Source organism: Lysobacter sp. Root604, assembly GCF_001427505.1.
GTDB lineage: Bacteria > Pseudomonadota > Gammaproteobacteria > Xanthomonadales > Xanthomonadaceae > Lysobacter.
In genome coordinates this window covers 173,878-190,026 of the sequence record NZ_LMGS01000001.1, presented here as the reverse complement: position 1 = coordinate 190,026, position 16,149 = coordinate 173,878, and the positions used below count along the sequence as shown (strand labels likewise).

The 16,149-nt window shown below is 68.5% G+C and carries 15 protein-coding genes; 6 read left to right on the top strand and 9 right to left on the bottom strand.

Going from position 1 to position 16,149, the window contains the following annotated elements:
• Positions 1-10: 10 nt before the first annotated feature.
• The gene (locus ASD69_RS00890) at positions 11-1,297 is read right to left on the bottom strand and encodes a dicarboxylate/amino acid:cation symporter (protein WP_056176359.1); all 1,287 of its coding nucleotides are present in this window, start codon (positions 1,295-1,297) and stop codon (positions 11-13) included.
• Positions 1,298-1,436: 139 nt separating this feature from the next.
• Here ASD69_RS00890 and ASD69_RS00885 point away from each other — a divergent pair, with 139 nt between their 5' ends.
• Positions 1,437-3,167 carry an alkaline phosphatase gene (locus ASD69_RS00885; RefSeq protein WP_056172731.1) on the top strand — a complete coding sequence of 577 codons (1,731 nt, stop codon included), beginning with the start codon at positions 1,437-1,439 and terminating at the stop codon, positions 3,165-3,167.
• A 639-nt stretch (positions 3,168-3,806) separates the two neighbouring features.
• On the opposite strand, the gene ASD69_RS00880 is transcribed toward ASD69_RS00885, so the two are convergent.
• Entirely contained in the window at positions 3,807-4,229 is a 423-nt protein-coding gene (locus ASD69_RS00880; RefSeq protein WP_056172728.1) for a CopD family protein, read from the bottom strand.
• A gap of 102 nt (positions 4,230-4,331) precedes the next feature.
• On the opposite strand from ASD69_RS00880, the gene ASD69_RS00875 reads away from it, so the two are divergent.
• Complete coding sequence (locus ASD69_RS00875) at positions 4,332-4,925, top strand: class I SAM-dependent methyltransferase (protein WP_056176356.1); 594 nt, start codon at positions 4,332-4,334, stop codon at positions 4,923-4,925.
• A 100-nt stretch (positions 4,926-5,025) separates the two neighbouring features.
• Complete coding sequence (gene phaZ, locus ASD69_RS00870; protein WP_056176353.1) at positions 5,026-6,270, top strand: polyhydroxyalkanoate depolymerase; 1,245 nt, start codon at positions 5,026-5,028, stop codon at positions 6,268-6,270.
• Positions 6,271-7,003: 733 nt separating this feature from the next.
• Here the strand turns inward: phaZ and ASD69_RS00865 are convergent.
• Both ASD69_RS00865 and ASD69_RS00860 read right to left on the bottom strand, forming a co-directional pair.
• Positions 7,004-7,924 carry a sensor domain-containing protein gene (locus tag ASD69_RS00865; RefSeq protein WP_056172725.1) on the bottom strand — a complete coding sequence of 307 codons (921 nt, stop codon included), beginning with the start codon at positions 7,922-7,924 and terminating at the stop codon, positions 7,004-7,006.
• Complete coding sequence (locus tag ASD69_RS00860; RefSeq protein WP_056172722.1) at positions 7,921-8,286, bottom strand: PadR family transcriptional regulator; 366 nt, start codon at positions 8,284-8,286, stop codon at positions 7,921-7,923. Before ASD69_RS00860 ends, ASD69_RS00865 begins: the two co-directional genes overlap by 4 nt.
• Before the next feature lie 137 nt (positions 8,287-8,423).
• Here ASD69_RS00860 and ASD69_RS00855 point away from each other — a divergent pair, with 137 nt between their 5' ends.
• Positions 8,424-8,885, top strand: coding sequence for a DUF1579 family protein (locus ASD69_RS00855; RefSeq protein WP_056172720.1), 462 nt, complete (start codon positions 8,424-8,426; stop codon positions 8,883-8,885).
• Positions 8,886-9,017: 132 nt separating this feature from the next.
• Positions 9,018-9,890, top strand: a complete 873-nt coding sequence (locus ASD69_RS00850; RefSeq protein ID WP_235567164.1) for a peptidylprolyl isomerase — start codon at positions 9,018-9,020, stop codon at positions 9,888-9,890.
• Positions 9,891-9,910: 20 nt separating this feature from the next.
• Here the strand turns inward: ASD69_RS00850 and speG are convergent, their stop codons facing one another.
• The gene (gene speG / locus ASD69_RS00845) at positions 9,911-10,459 is read right to left on the bottom strand and encodes a spermidine N1-acetyltransferase (protein WP_056172715.1); all 549 of its coding nucleotides are present in this window, start codon (positions 10,457-10,459) and stop codon (positions 9,911-9,913) included.
• 127 nt (positions 10,460-10,586) lie between these two features.
• Between speG and ASD69_RS00840 the strand changes: the two genes are divergently transcribed.
• Positions 10,587-10,883: a hypothetical protein gene (locus ASD69_RS00840; protein WP_056172712.1), complete on the top strand. Its 297-nt coding sequence runs from the start codon at positions 10,587-10,589 to the stop codon at positions 10,881-10,883.
• A 138-nt stretch (positions 10,884-11,021) separates the two neighbouring features.
• Here the strand turns inward: ASD69_RS00840 and ASD69_RS00835 are convergent, their stop codons facing one another.
• From ASD69_RS00835 to ASD69_RS00820, 4 genes are all read right to left on the bottom strand, one after another.
• The gene (locus tag ASD69_RS00835) at positions 11,022-11,816 is read right to left on the bottom strand and encodes a DUF2785 domain-containing protein (protein ID WP_200943921.1); all 795 of its coding nucleotides are present in this window, start codon (positions 11,814-11,816) and stop codon (positions 11,022-11,024) included.
• Positions 11,764-12,723: a DUF4349 domain-containing protein gene (locus tag ASD69_RS20985; RefSeq protein ID WP_162250593.1), complete on the bottom strand. Its 960-nt coding sequence runs from the start codon at positions 12,721-12,723 to the stop codon at positions 11,764-11,766. Before ASD69_RS20985 ends, ASD69_RS00835 begins: the two co-directional genes overlap by 53 nt.
• A gap of 164 nt (positions 12,724-12,887) precedes the next feature.
• A complete protein-coding gene (locus tag ASD69_RS00825; protein WP_056172706.1) occupies positions 12,888-13,280 on the bottom strand; it encodes a hypothetical protein in 393 nt (130 codons plus the stop codon).
• A gap of 182 nt (positions 13,281-13,462) precedes the next feature.
• A complete protein-coding gene (locus tag ASD69_RS00820) occupies positions 13,463-16,096 on the bottom strand; it encodes a TonB-dependent receptor (RefSeq protein WP_056172700.1) in 2,634 nt (877 codons plus the stop codon).
• Between the last annotated feature and the right edge of the window lie 53 nt (positions 16,097-16,149).

The window sequence follows — 16,149 nt, the reverse complement described above, 5'->3', positions numbered from 1 at the left end:
CGGCACGGGATCAGGCGCTGTCCTTGCCGGCCGCCTCGGCCGACTCCAGGCCGACGTTGGTCGACGCCGCCTCATAGACCGCACGGTCGAGCAGGCCGGTTTCCTTGGCCACCAGCACCGGCACCAGCATCTGCCCGGTCACGTTGGTCATGGTGCGCATCATGTCGAGCACGCGGTCGATCGCGTACAGATAGCCGATGGTCTCCAGCGGCAGGCCGGCGGCGCTGAGCACCACCGTCGCCATCACCACCGCCGTGCCCGGCACGCCGGCGGTGCCGAAGCTGCCCAGCACCGAGGCCAGCATGATCACCAGGTACTGCGACAGCGACAGGTCCAGGTCCGCGTACTGGGCGATGAACACCGCCGCCATCGCCGGATAGATCGCGCCGCAGCCGTCCATCTTGATGGTCGCGCCCAGCGGCACCGCGAACGCGGCGTAGTTCTTGTCCACGCCCAGGTTGTGGGTGACGCTGCGCAGCGAGACCGGCAGCGCGGCAAAACTCGACGAGGCCACGAACGCGACCTGCATGCCCGGGAACGCGCCGCGGAAGAACTTCAACGGGTTCAGACCGTGCGCGAGCAGCAGCGCGCTGTACACCACCGCGATGTGCAGGCCGCAGGCCAGGTACAGCGCGATCACGAACTTGCCCAGCGGCAGCAGCTTCTCGAAACCGTAGCCGCCGATCAGCGCCGCGATCAGGCCGAAGGTGCCCAGCGGCGTGAACTCCAGCACGAAGCGGGTGATCTGGATCATGGTGTCGCTGGCTTCGCCGGCGAGCTTGCGCAGCCCGGCCACGCGATCGCCCAGCTTGACCAGGGCGAAGCCGATCAGCCCGGCGAAGAAGATCACCTGCAGGACCTTGCCCTCGGCCATGGCCTGGAAGGGATTGGACGGCACCACGCCCAGCAGCACGTCGATCGCCGGCGGCACGTCCTTGCGCTTGTAGTCTTCGGCGATCTGCAGCGTGCCCACGCCCTCGCCCGGCGCCACCAGATGCGCGACCGTCAGGCCGACGCCGACCGCGAGCACCGCGGTGAGCGCGAACCAGGCGAAGGTGCGCCCGCCCAGCGCGGCCACCGATTTCTGTCCATGCAGGGAGGCGACCGCGTTGATCACCGCGAACAGCACCAGCGGCACCGCGATCATCTTGATCAGGGTCACGTAGAGCTTGCCCAGCGGCCCGAACCAGGTCTCGGCCGCGGGGCCCATCAGCCAGCCGGCGAGCGCGCCGAGCACGAAACCGCCCAGCACCCGTTGCCAGAACGGGATCTTGAACCAGGCCGACACCAGGGTCATGCGCATACCTCGCCGCGACGAACCAGCACCTTAGCCGAGGCGCCCGACCGCGGCGACCCCCGCCGGTGCAACACCGGTATCCCATTCCAGCAACAACCGCAGGTCATAATCGCGGTTTCGTCCGCCACCGGTCCCCGAGATGTCCCGTACGCGCACCGCCTGCCTCGCCCTCGCCGTCACCCTGTCCCTCAGCGCCTGCGCCTCGGCGCCACCGCGCGCCGCCAGCGGCGCCGCCGCCGTGGGCGCCGCGACGCTCGCGGTCGACGTGCCCACCATCCGCCATCCCCAGGACGAAACCCCGCAGTGGTGGTTCCGCGACGGCGCCAGCCAGGCCGCCGCACGCGGCGCGATGGGCGGCAAGGCCAAGAACGTGATCCTGTTCGTCGGCGACGGCATGAGCCTGACCACGGTGGCCGCCGCGCGCATCTACGAAGGACAGAAGAAGGGCGGCCCGGGCGAGGAGAACCGCCTGAGCTGGGAGCGCTTCCCCTCCACCGCGCTCAGCAAGACCTACAACACCGACTCGCAGACCCCGGACTCGGCCGGCACCATGAGCGCCATGGCCACCGGCGTGAAGACGCGCGCGGGCGTGCTCAGCATCGGCCAGCAGGCCGCGCGCGGCAGCTGCACCGGTGCCCTGGCCGCGCCGATCCTGAGCCTGTGGGAGCTCGCCGCCGGCAGCGGCCTGGCCACCGGCGTGGTCACCACCACCCGTGTCACCCACGCCACCCCGGGCGCGACCTTCAGCCATTCGGCCGACCGCAACTGGGAGAACGACGCCGACCTGCCCGAAGACGCCAAGACCGCCGGCTGCCACGACATCGCCCGGCAGATGATCGAATCGCCCTATGGCAACGGCCCGGACGTGCTGATGGGCGGCGGCCGCACCAACTTCATGACCGTCGAGCAGCGCGATCCCGAGTACGACGACAAGGTCGGCCAGCGCCTCGACGGCCGCGACCTGATCGCGAGCTGGAAGCAGCGCCACCCGGACGGCAGCTACGTCTGGAACGCCAAGCAGTTCGCGGCCGCGCCGGCCGGCAAGCCGCTGCTGGGCCTGTTCGAACCCGACCACATGCAGTTCGATCACGACCGCCCCAAGGACGGCGCCGGCGAACCCAGCCTGGCCGAGATGACCCGCGCCGCGATCGCGCGCCTCAACCGCCTCAGCGCCGACAAGGGCGACAGCGGCTGGGTGCTGCTGGTCGAGGGCGGCCGCATCGACCACGCCCACCACTACGGCAACGCCTACCGCGCGCTCACCGAAACCGTCGCCCTCAGCGACGCGGTGCGCGCGGCCAGCGAAGCGACCTCCGCCGACGACACCCTGATCCTGGTCACCGCCGACCATTCGCACACCCTCAGCTTCGTCGGCTATCCGGTGCGCGGCAATCCGATCCTGGGCAAGGTGCGCGGCACCAGCGGCGAAGACGGCGACGCCGCCGACTACGCGCGCGATTCACTGGGCATGCCCTACACCACCCTCAACTACAGCAACGGCCCCGGCTACGTTGGCGCCAGCGCGCAGCAGCCCGAAGGACCCAAGCGCTTCCTGCACACCGCCAGCGGCACCCAGCAGGCCGAGCACGGCCGCCCCGACTTGACCCACGTGGACACCGAGCAGCCCGACTACCTGCAGGAGTCGCTGGTACCGACCAGCAACGAATCCCACGGCGGCGACGACGTCGGCATCTGGGCCCGCGGCCCCGGCAGCGACGCGGTCCGCGGCAGCGTCGAACAGAACACGATCTTCCACTTCATGCTGCAAGCCATGCCGAAACTGCGCGCGGCGCTGTGCGCCAAGGGCGACTGCGATGCGCAGCAGGTGCCGGTGACGCTGCCCAAGCCGGAAGATTTCAAGAGTCGCTGAAGTTATCGCGACGCATCGAGCCTCACTCCAACCCACCCGCCCCGACCACACAACGGTCGGGGCGTTCGCTGCAGCGCGCGGCGATGACCCACAAACGCACGCCGCCTGCGTTAGCGGTAATAACTGCTGAAGCGCCACTAACTTCGATGGCCATTACAGGCGCACCTGCGGCTCCTCCCTAGAGGCACGGCTCCTTTCGCGGGAATGCCGGCAAAAGCAAAGCCTAGCCGTGCCAACCGCCGCAGCCACGCTAGCCGTTGCAGGTGCCGTTGCCGTTGCCGTTGCCGTTGCCGTTGCCGTTGCCGTTGCCGTTGCATTTGAATCCAAAAGCAACGCACTCACACGACCAACCGTAGACCCGAAGGGCGGCGCGCAGGACGCGCGCCGTTTTTCGAATGGACAGGGATGTCCATTCGAAAAATCCCCGCGCCAGCCCCGAACCCGCAGGGGAGGGTTGGTCACGCTAGCCCTTCTCTTTGGTTACTTTCTCTTGGGCTAGCAAGAGAAAGTGACCCGCATGCGCAGCAGGCGGATCCTTTTACAAAGGAGGGAGCTAAGAGCCAAAGGCTAAGAGCGAGGAGCTAAGAGCAAGCGGTCGGCGTTCGGTCGCACACGAACCTGCGGTTCGTACGCGCGCGCCTAGAACGGCTTGGCCAACACCAGATACACCACGCCGACCAGCAACAACACCGGCAGCTCATTGAACAAACGCAGCGTCCTAGAGCTGGGCAGCGCCCGCCCCTTATCGACCCCCTTGAGCCAGCGCCCGGACACGATGTAGTGCCCCAGCATCAACACCACCAGCGTCAACTTGGCATGCAGCCACTCCCCGGTGATGCCGAAATGCAGCCATAAGGTCAGCCCCAGCAGCGCCGCCAGCCCGAACATGATGTGGCCGAAGCGATACAGGCGCCGGCCCATCAACACCAGGCGCGCCCGCACCGCCGGCTCGTCGCCGACTTCGGCCAGATTGACCAGGATCCGCGGCAGATAGAACACCCCGGCCATCCATGCCATCACGAACACGACATGGGCGGTCTTGGTCCAGAAATACGCATTCATCGCAGGCTTCCTGTGGGTGGCGGTTGCGGGCCGGGCGCGCGGCCGCGCTAGGATGCCACGCCGCCGCCCGCGGACGACGCCACCGCCCCCATGCAGGACACGATGAGCAAACAGTACGACCGCGACTACTTCCAACGCTGGTACCGCGACCCCGAGATCGGCGGCCGCGCGCGCCTGGAGCGCAAGGTCGCCCTGGCCGTGGCCAGCGCCGAATACCATCTGGAGCGCCCGATCCGCAGCGTGCTCGACATCGGCGCCGGCGAGGCGGCCTGGCGTGCGCCGCTGCTGAAGTTGCGCCCGAAGCTGCGCTACCTGGGCTTCGACAGCAGCGAGTACGCGGTCGCCCACCACGGCGCGCGCCGCAACCTGCACTACGCGCATTTCGGCGATTTCGAGACCCTGCGCCCCTGCCCGCCGGTCGACCTGCTGGTGTGCAGCGACGTGCTGCACTACCTGACCCCGCGCGAACTCGAACGCGGCCTGCCCGGGCTGGCCGAGCTCTGCGGCGGGGTCGCGTTCCTGGAGACCTTCACCCGCGAGGACGGCGTCGACGGCGACACGGTCGGCTTCAAGCGCCGCCCGGCCCGCTATTACCGCGAACGCTTCCAGGCGGTCGGCTTCGCCCCGCTGGGCTCGCATCTGTGGCTGGCCCCCGCCCTGCGCGAGGGCGCGGCCGCCCTGGAAACCGCGGGCTGAACGCCCACCCCGGCTTAACCCCGGGCCCTTCGCTATCGGCTATGCTGCGCCGCAGCAAACCGCCGTTCGCTCACCGTCGTTCCTGGGGATCCGCCCGATGCTGCTTTACCAGATGCACGAACTCGGCCGCGCCTGGCTGGCGCCGATGACCTACTGGGCCGATGCCGGCTCCAAGATGTTCGCCGCCCCCGGCAGCTGGCTGTCCACCGTGCCCGGCGCCTCGCGCGTGGCCGCGGGCTACGAGCTGCTGTACCGGATCGGCAAGGACTACGAGAAGCCCGAGTTCGGCATCCACTCGCTGCAGATCGACGGCGACACCTACCCGGTGATCGAGCGCGAGATGAAGCGCAAGCCGTTCTGCCGCCTGCTGCGCTTCAAGCGCTACGCCGACGACGCCGACAACATCGCCGAGCTCAAGGACGATCCGCCGGTGCTGGTGGTCGCGCCGCTGTCGGGCCACCACAGCACTCTGCTGCGCGACACCGTCAAGACCCTGCTGCGCGACCACAAGGTCTACATCACCGACTGGATCGACGCGCGCATGGTGCCGGCCAGCGAGGGCGCCTTCACCCTCGACGACTACGTCGCCTACATCCAGGAATTCATCCGCCTGATCGGCGCCGAGAAGCTGCACGTGATCAGCGTCTGCCAGCCGACCGTGCCGGTGCTGGCGGCGGTGTCGCTGATGGCCGCGCGCGGCGAAACCACGCCGCGTTCGCTGGTGATGATGGGCGGCCCGATCGACACCCGCGAAAGCCCGACCCAGGTCAACGACCTGGCCGTGCACAAGCCGCTGTGGTGGTTCGAGGGCAACCTGATCCATCACGTGCCGGCCAACTATCCCGGCAGCGGCCGTCGCGTGTATCCGGGCTTCCTCCAGCACAGCGGCTTCGTGGCCATGAATCCGGAGCGCCACTTCCAGTCGCACTGGGATTTCTATCAGGACCTGCTCAAGGGCGACCTCGAGGACGCGGCCTCGCACCGGCGCTTCTACGACGAGTACAACGCCGTGCTCGACATGCCGGCCGAGTACTACCTCGACACCATCCGCGTCGTGTTCCAGGAACACCTGCTGCCGCGCGGCCTGTGGGACGTGGCCGGCGAGCGCGTGAACCCCGCCGCGATCGGCAAGACCGCGCTGCTGACCATCGAAGGCGAGCTCGACGACATCTCCGGCCAGGGCCAGACCCGCGCCGCGCACCGCCTGTGCACCGGCATCGCCGAGGCCGACCATCAGCACATCGAGGTCAAGGGCGCGGGCCACTACGGCATCTTCAGCGGCCGCCGCTGGCGCGAGCAGGTGTATCCGCAGGTACGCGACTTCATCGCCAAGTACGCGGCGTAAGGGCTAGCGACCCTCCCCTCTCTTCCGCTGTGCGGGAGAGTGGACATAACGAAGGCCCGGCGGAGCGATCCATCGGGCCTTCGCTTTTTCGCCATGCGCATGCCACGACAACCGCATCATCCGCATGCTGGCTACCCCGCGACGATGCGGTTCGCTTTCGCTCACCGCATCCTACGACAGGCAATTGCGGATCGGTTGTTCCCGCCTCTTCCTTGCCGTTGCTGTTGCTGTTGCTGTTGCTGTTGCTGTTGCTGTTGCTGTTGCTGTTGCCGCGGCATTGAAGTCCAAAAGCAGCGCACTCACCCGACCAACCGTAGACCCGAAGGGCGGCGCGCAGGACGCGCGCCGTTTTTCGAATGGACAGGGATGTCCATTCGAAAAATCCCGGCGCAGGCACCGAACTCGCAAGGCTCCCCAACCCGCCCGGCCAACAGGCATAGCCTGCCGGCGTTCACCCGTGCACGAACCTGCGGTTCGTAAGCCACACGGCCTCACCCTTTTACAAAGGAGGGAGCTACAAGCAAGAGCCTGCCGGCATTCAGCCGTGCTTGAACCTGCGGTTCGTAAGCCGCACGGCTTCACCCTTTGATAAAGGAGGGAGTCAAAGGCAGAAAAGCCTTCGCTGAGGCCTCACCCTTTGTTGGGTGGGTTAAGAGGGACTCGCTTAACCTCAAAAACGACGAAGGCCTGGCGGAACGATCCGTCAGACCTTCGCGTTTTACCTACGCTCCGCTCAGTTGTACTGCGAAGACTTCACCAGCAGATGCTTGGCCAGCGCGCCGTGGAAGATCGCGACGCCGCGGGCGATGTGCAGGGTCACGAACAGCAGCACCACGCCCAGGGCCACCGACAGCGGCCAGGTCCACGGCGCCGAGTGCATCACGTTGACGCTGTCGATCCAGAAACCGGCCTGATGGCTGCCCAGCAGCACCGCGATCGGCGCCAGGATCAGCGACAGCGACACGCTCAGGCCGGTCACCGCGATGGTGAAGTAGAGGATGCCCAGCGGCATCATCAGCAGCATGTACAGCAGCGTGCCCCAGGTGCGCGGATCGACGAACATGTCCTTGATGCGGTCGAACAGCGGCTTGCCGCGTCCGCTGTACAAGGGCCTGCGCGGCATGCGCTCGCCCAGCATCACCTCGACCAGGCGCCCCTCGACCAGCGACAGCACCCGCACCGAGCCCAGGAACAGGATCACGAACGGAATGCCGATGATCAGCAATGCCAGGCCCGCCGACAGCGACGCGCCGGTGACCACCCAGGTGAAGTAGAAGATGCCGGTGGCCAGCGACAGCAGCATGTAGAACAGCGCCGCGTAGGTGCGCGGCTCGGCGATCACGCCGAAGAACTGGCCCAGCGCCGACTTGCGCGGCTGCGGCCGCGGCGTGCGCAAGGCGGTCTGCACCGTGACCTCGGTGTCGCGGTAGATTTCGGCGACCTCGTCGGGCGCGCCGTAGCTGCCGGCGACCGAGGCGATCACGTCGGCCTCGCTCTTGCCGGGATTCTCGGCCATCTCCGAGCGCAGGTATTCCTCGGCGTCGTACAGCGCGTCCTGGACCAGGGCCGGGTCGGCGCCGCCCAGCGCCGCGCGCAAGCGCTCCAGGTAATCGGGGATCGAAGTCGGAAGCGGAGTAGCGTGGCTGGCGTTCATACGGACGGTCCTTCAAGGACGGAATCGACGGAATCTCGGGTGGCGCGCCAGGCCGCGGTCCATTCGTGCAGGACCTCGCGACCGGCGTCGGTAATGCGGTAGTAGCGGCGCGGCGGTCCCGACACCGAGGGCTCGACGTGGCTGTCGAGCAGGCCGGCGGCGCCCAGGTTGCGCAGCACCGGATACAGCGCGCTCTGCTTGCCGCTGAGCACGCCCTCGCCTTCGCGCTCCAGGCGCTTGGCGATCTGATAGCCGTACATCGGCTCCTGCGCGCCGCCGAGCACGGCCAGCAAAGCCAGCGACACGGTGCCGGCGCTGAGCTCTTTCTGGAACTTGCGGAGATGGAGTTCTAGGTCGGTCATGGCCCGGTCCTACTAGCTTGGTGTCCACAGTAGTGCGAACTTCGCTATACCGCGCATGCCATTAGTAACTAGGCCTTACTACCGCTCCCGATCGGCCGCCGCGCTACCCTGCCGGTCCCGCCGATACGGAGTCCGCCATGGACCTGCCCCGCCCCGGTCCCGCGCATGCGCGGCTGATGCGTCTGGCCGGCCGCTGGAGCGGCGAGGAGCAGCTTTCGCCCTCACCCTGGGGCCCCGGCGGCCGCGCGATCGGACGCAGCCAATGCCGGCCTTCGCTGGACGGCATGGCCCTGATCCAGGACTACGAGGAGGAGCGCGACGGCCAGGTCGTGTTCCGCGGCCATGGCGTGTTCCTGATCGAACCCGGCAGCCAGGCCGTGCTGTGGTGGTGGTTCGACAGCATGGGCTTCCCGCCCGAACCCGCGCGCGGCGACTGGGACGGCGAGGTGCTGCGCTTGGAGAAGACCACCGCGCGCGGCCAGGCGCGCTACCGCTACGAGTTCGACCAGGATCGCTACCGCTTCGTGATCGAGAACCGCTTTCCGGGCCAGGACGAGTTCACCGAATTCATGCGCGGCGACTACACTCGCTCGACCTGAAGGGGAGATCCTACGATGCGTTCGAAGCCGTACTCGTCCAAGCCCTCGGCGTGGCTGTCGCCGCTGCTGATCGCCGCGACCCTGTCCCTGCCGCTGGCCGCCGCGGCCGCCGACGCGGCCAAGCCGCGCTCGATGCAGGAGATCCTCGACGCCACCAAGCCCACCGACTGGCGGGCGCTGGATCCGCGCGACACCCTCTACCTCAATCTGCCGCGCGGCCGCGTGGTGATCGAGCTGGCGCCCGACTTCGCGCCCGCCCACGTCGCCAACATCCGTGCGCTCGCGCGCAATGGCTATTGGAACGGGCTGAGCATCAACCGCTCGCAGGACAACTTCGTCGTGCAATGGGGCGATCCGGCCGAGGACGACAAGAGCCGCAAGCCGCTGGGCAAGGGCACCAAGGCCAAGCTGCCGGCGGAGTTCGCGCGCAGCAGCGACAAGCTGCCCTTCCATGTCCTGCCCGATCCGGACGGCTGGGCGCCGCAGGTCGGTTTCGCCGACGGTTTCCCGGCCGCGCGCGATACCTCGGCCAAGTCGGCCTGGCTCGCGCATTGCTACGGCATGGTCGGCGCCGGCCGCGACGTCGCCGCCGATTCCAGCAACGGCACCGAACTGTACGTGGTGATCGGCCAGTCGCCGCGCCAGCTCGACCGCAACATCACCGTGGTCGGCCGCGTGGTCCAGGGCATGGAGCTGCTGTCGGTGCTGCCGCGCGGCACCGGCGCGCTGGGCTTCTACGAGAATCCGGCCCAACGCGTGCCGATCGCCTCGATCCGCCTGGCCGCCGACCTGCCCAAGAAGGATCGGGTCGGGATCGAAGTGCTGCGCACCGACAGCGCCGCCTTCGACGAGATCATCGAGTCGCGCCGCAACCGCCGCGACGAGTGGTACAAGCAGCCGGCCGGCCACATCGACCTGTGCAACGTGCCGCTGCCCACGCGCGAAGTCAGCGAAAAGGCCCCGGCCGCCAAGCCCGCCAAACCCGCCAAGGGCAAGGCCAAGTAAGCCGCGCGCCGCCGCGACGCTCAGCCGTCGCGGCGGTGGTTCAGCACCTGGTGCTGGAACAGGCACATCCGCACCACGCTGCGGTAGCGGCCGTCGCTGAAGAATTCGTCCACCAGCACGCCCTCGCGCTGGAAGCCCGCGCCCTCGTAGATCGCGATCGCGCGCAGGTTGTCCACGTCGACCAGCAAGTACAGCTTGTACAGGTTCAGCACCCGGAACGCGTAGCTGATCGCCAGCCGGGTCGCCGCACGCGCATAGCCGCGGCGCTGCTGCTCGGGCGAAATCATGATCAGGAACTCGCCGCGCCGATGCAGGTGGTCGATCTCGACCAGCTCGACCAGGCCCACGCGTTCGCCGTGCGCGTCCTCGACGATGAAGCGGCGCTCGGACTGATCGTGGATGTGCTTGCGGAACAGTTCCTCCAGCTCGACGAAGGACTCGTAGGGCTCCTCGAACCAGTAACCCATCACGCTGCGATTGTTGTTGAGCTGATGGACGAAGTGCAGGTCGCTGCGCTCCAGCGGACGCAGGGTCACCGACGGCGCGGGGGCGGATTCGCTCGTGTTCATGCGCGCACCCTACTCCATCGCCGTGGACGCCGGATGACGCGCGCGCGGAGCCGATTCCGCGCCGTCACATGGCCTTAGCCCGGCCGCGCCTAGCCTCGTTTCTGCTCTCCCGCGATAGGAACCAACCATGCCCCTGCTGCGACTGCGCGTGACCGGTAGCGAAGACGATGCCCGCGCCATCGGCAACCTCCTGGTGAGCCTGGACGGCATCGAACACGTCGAGGAAGTCGCCGACCTGATGCCGCGCATGGACGACTCCGATTCCAGCTCGGCCGGCCTGCCCGACGACCGCGGCCCGGGCACCCACGAGCTCGAAATCGACGCCCCCAACCGCGCCAGCGCGGAGAAAGTGCGCGAGGCGGTGGAGGCGCTGGCCTTCGACCTGGATGTGCTGGTCGAGTTCGAGAGCGAAGAGGAGCGCTGACCCAGCTGGCGCAGCTTTGCGATCCGTTCTTGGCGAGCGCTGTCGAGACATGAGCGGCGGGGTCGCGCGACTCACAAGCCAATCCCCCTCAATCCCCCTTTTCCAAAGCGGGAAGACAAACGGGGTTGTCGCTCGCGCTCAGCGCATCGCTTTGAGCGCCGCGGTCGCGCCCGGCAGCAGCACGCGCAGGCGCGCATCGTCGGACACGTCGGCGCTGACGTAGATCGCCTGCAGGAACGCGAGCAGGTCGTGGCGGCGCGCCAGCCAGGCCGGGTCGCGGTAGGCCAGCTTGGCATCGCCCAGGCGTGCCGGCAGGCCGGCGAACCACGCCGTCCATTGCGCCTCGTCGCGAAAACCGCGCCGCGCCGCGTACAGCACCGGCGCCGCCAGACGCTCGGGCTCGCCAAAGACGTAGGCATGCCCGCTTTCGGGCACCGCCTGGGCCGCGACCGCATCGACGATCGCGGCCAGTTGGGCGTCGTCCAGCGCCGGATTCAAGCTCAATTGCATCAGCCAGTCGGCGCCATGGGCGACGCCGTGGCGCCAGCCGTTGCGCGCGTCGTAACCGCGATAGTCGCGCACCGAGGTTTCGTAACGCACCGCGCGCGCGACCATCGTGGCGCGCTCCTGCGCGCTCATCCACGCCGCGACGCGATCGGTGCGCGCGACCTCGGCCAGCAGCAGGGCCGCGAACGGATGCACATAGCCTTCGCCTTCCGGCCCGTCCAGGCGGAAGTACAGAAGGTCGCTCAATCGGCGCAGGGCCGGGGCCGGCAAGGCCCCCTTGCGCATCCAGGCCGACAAGGCCTCATAGGCGATGCCGTCGCGCAGGGTCGGATCGGGATCGCCGAGACAGAACACCAGCCCCTGCGCCAATGCCTCAAGGCGGACCGGATCGGCGAGCGCGAATTCCTCGCGCTTCAAGGTCTCCAAGGCCGCGCGGTCCCAGCCCTGCGGGGGACAAGCGAAGGACGGCGACGCAGCGGCGTATCCCGGCGCGGCGAGCAGCAACAGCCAGCACGCGACGGCGCGCACTCAGGCCGCCTTGCGGCCGCGTCGGCGCAACAGACGCAGCAACCACAGCGCGCCCAGCACCACCACGCCCAAGGGCAGCAGCACCGCGAAGGCGCGGATCATCCAGGCCACCACGCCGGTCACGATCGCGCCGAAATCGCCCAGGGCCTGGCCGATCTCGCTGCGGCTGGCCGATCTCGCTGCGGTTGGCCTGCGATTGCGGCGCGTTGAAGCGCAGCGTGAGCAACTGGGTGTCGACCCGGCGCTGCTGCTGCGCGCCTTCCTGCTGCGCGCCCTGCAACTGCGCCTCGATCTGGGCGATCTGGGTCGAGAGCACCATCATGTCCTGGATCTTCAGATCGTGGCGGCCCTGGAACTCCAGCAGCCGCGCGTGTTCCTTGCGCAGGCGATCCTGCAGCAAGGTGTTGTCGCGCATCACCACGGCCAGATCCTCGGCATGGGTGTTGCGGCTGGCGATCTCGTCGCCCTTGCCGGCCAGCGCGATCAGCGGGTCCACGCCCGCGGGCACCACCCGCACCTGCAGGCTGGCGCTGGGGACGTCGCCGCCCTGCTGCTGCAGGCCCAGCACCGCGCAGGGACCGAACTTGCCGCCGTTGCAGGCGTCCTGGGCCGCGCGCAGGCGCTTGGGTATCTCGGCCGCCTCGATCTTGAGGTCGACTTCGTGCTCGTAGGCCAGCTTCACGCCCAGATCGGCGGCGCCACCCGCCGCGCGGCCGGGCGAAGCGGCGGTGCTTTCGGGCGAAGCGGCGGCCGCCTCTTCCTGCGGCGCATGTTTGCTGCAAGCGGCCGCGGCCGCCAAGGTCAAGGCCAACGCGGCCGTGGTCCAAACGCTGCGCATCGCGATTCTCCCCGAGCCCCCTGTGGGCTGGGCCGACTATGACATCGCCGCGATGGGCGCCACCAGCGGGGGTGGCGCCCGACGTTCAGCGCGCCGCAAGCCGGCCCTGTCGCGACGGTCGCTCGGCCCGATTACGCCGGAGGCCGGGGAATGTTGATGACCTGCGGGTCGCATTCGAACGACTGTCCGGTCTTCTCGTCCTCGACCGTCACGCCGAAGTAGATCGCCTGCGCGGTCTTGTTCTGGGCCTCTAGCTGCAGCGAGCGGTTCTGGATCCGCAGGGTCGCGTACTCCGGCGCCGCCCTGTTGTCGTTGCTGATGCGCACCGAGCGCATTTTGAAGCGCGCCGCCGTGCTGGGCACGAACACCACGTCGATGGTGCCGGCCTGGTCGATCTCGTAACTGGCGCGGTCGAAACCGCAGACGTAAGCCGCGTCCGGCGTATGCGGAAAGCCCTGGTTCTCGCCTACGTGGGTAACGGAAAGAAAGATGGTGAGGATGATGCCGCCAACCGGGTCTGCCATGACCTGCTCCTTGTCGGTACTGCCGTGGGGTTTCCTGTCCACGCGGACTGGAAACCGGTCCGTCGCGCGCACCCCGGCGGGTACGCGCGACGCCGGCCCATGCTAGCAACGAGGCATCGCAGCCGCTGCCGACCCGCGCCGCGAAGCGCGGGCTCGCAAGCGCCGGTCCTGCATCGGCCGCCTCAGAACCGGTGCTTGAAGCCCACCGTCACGAACCGGCCCAGCCCGTCGTACTGGGTGATGTCGTAGGGCAGCGCGCCGCCGGCCGGATCGAACGGCGGATCGCGGTCGGTCAGGTTCTGCACCGACAGGTACAGCGTGCTGTCGCGCAGGCCTTGGTAAGCCAGGTACAGATCGAAGGTGTGGCTGTCGTCGACCTTGCCGCGCAGGCCTGGGTTGCTGCGCGCGTCCACCACCTGCTGGGCATAGCCGCCGATGTAGCGCCACGACAGCTGCGCGTTCCAGTCGCCGCGGTTCACGCCCAGCGAGGTGATGCCGCGCCACTTCGGCAGCGCGCCGAAGCGGTTGCCGCCCGCGCCTTCCAGCGCCGCCTGGCCGGCGACCTGTGGCTGTTCGTAGCTGAGCAATCGGGTCCAGCTGCCGTCCAGGGTCCAGTCGGTCGCGCCCGCGTGCCAGACCTGGCGGCCCTCGATATCGAAACCGGTGGTGGTCAACGTGCCCTGGTTGGCGTAGCGGTTCTCGATCAGCTGCAGGCGGCCCTGCGCATCGCGGGTGACGCGGCCGGGATAGGCGGTCGGGTTCGACACGATCGCCTGCAGGCTGTCGGGCCCGATCAGATCGCGTTGGCGGATGCGATACAGGTCCACGCCCAGGCTGGTGTCGGCGCTGGGCGACCACAGCACGCCGAGATTGACGTTGCTGGAGCGCTCGGCGTCGAGATCGGGATTGCCCGCGCGCAGGATGGTCACGCCGCGCGAACCGCCGGGCTGCACCGGATCGTAGGGATCGATCACGCTGCCGTAGCTGATGGTGGTGCTCTGCGCGATCTCCGGTAGCGACGGCGCGCGGAAGCCGCGCGAGGCGTTGAGGCGCAGCAGCCAGTCCTCGTTGGGCTGCCAGCGCACGCCCAGCTTGGGCGAGAAGGCGCTGCCGAAGTCGCTGTAGTGATCGCCGCGCCCGGCCAGTTGCACCTCGACCGTGTCGAAGGGCTTGAGGCTGAACTCGACGAACGCCGCCGAGACCCGGCGCTGGCCGTCGATCAGATTGATCGCCGGGCGCAGCTCGGTGCCCGACAGCACCTGCGGGCTGGTGCGCGCGTCCTGGGCCTCGTCGCGGAACTCCACGCCCGCGGCCACGCCCACGTCGCCGGCGCGCCACTGCCAGGGGAAGCCCGACACCTTGGCGTTGACCGTGGCCAGGCGATAGGTGCCGGGGCGACGCGTGGACAGGCGCAGGGTCTCCAGCGCGCCGGGCGTGCGGCCCGGATTCAAGAAGTCGTAACTGCCGTCGGCCAGCACGCGCTCGAACGCGTAGCGGTCGACGAAGTTGCGCACGTACTCGCGCTGGCGGCTCTCGGAATAGTTGGCCGCCAGCTCCCAATCCCAGACCTCGCCGCGTCCGCGCAGGCCGACCAGGGTGCGCTGGAACTGCGATTGGTTGATCTTGTAGCGCGGGCCCAGGTCGAGAAAGGTGGTTTCGAACGGCGTCGGCACGCCGTAGGGATTGTTCGGATGCCCCACCGGCAGCACCACCGGGATATCGACCAGGCGCCCGGTGTTGCGATCGTAGGCGCGCAGGCCCGCGCCCACCGACAAGGGCGCGCCGAAGTAGGTGCCGTTGTGGCTGGTGCTATAGAGCAGCTCGGCGAAACCCTGCACCGAATCGTTGAACCAATAGTCGCCGGCCAGCGAGGCCTGATAGCGCTCCGCGTCGGGCAGCAGGGTGCGATAGGGCTGGGTGTTGAAGGCGCAGGCGTCGCCGGGTAGCGGGCTGCCGAAGTCGGCGTAGGGCCGCGCCACGGTGCCAGGCTGGCAGTTCGGGAAACGCTGCGGCGCGCGCGGGTTGCTCAAGTAAGCGCCGCCCTGGGTGGACCAGCCGGCGAGCCGGCCGCCCGGCTGATCGCGGTAGTCGCCATCGCGGGTCAGATCGCGTTCGTCGGCATCCAGGCGGCCGCGGTCCAGCACGTCCAGACTGAAACGCAGGCTGTAACCGTCCTTGTCGGGATCGCCGACGCCGGCGCGCAGGCCCAGGCTGCGCTGGTCGATGCCGCCCTCGGTGGCGGCGCCGTAGGCCGCGTCCAGCTCCACGCCTTCGATCTTGCGGCGCAGGATGATGTTGACCACGCCGGCGATCGCATCCGAACCGTACAGCGCAGAGGCGCCGTCCTTGAGCACTTCGATGCGCTCGACCGCGCCCAGCGGCAGGGCGTTGAGATCGACGAAGTTGTCCTGGGTGTTCTGGGCGAAACCATAGGCCGCAACGCGATAGCCGTTGACCAGCACCAGAGTGTTCTTCTGGCTCAGGCCGCGCAGCGACACGCCCGCCGAACCGTTGGCGAAGCTGCCGGTGTACTGCTCGTTGAAGCTGTTGCCGCTGTTGGCGGTGAGGCTGCGCAACAGGTCCGACACGGTGACCTTGCCGCTGCGCTCGATCTGGGCGCGGTCCAGCACCAACACTGGATTGACGCCGGCCTCGTCGCTGCGGCGCAGGTTGGTGCCGGTGACCTGGACCGCGTCCAGGGTGACGCCGGCGTCGGCGGCGGCTTCGTCGGCCTGCGCCAGCGGCGCGGCCAGGGCCAGCGCCAAGGCCAGAATCAAAGGTCGGCGGCGCGGCGGAAGGGAAACGTAAAACGACATGCAAGCACTCCAATAGACGGACAAGGAAAGGCAAGAAAGACGAAAGGTCCGTC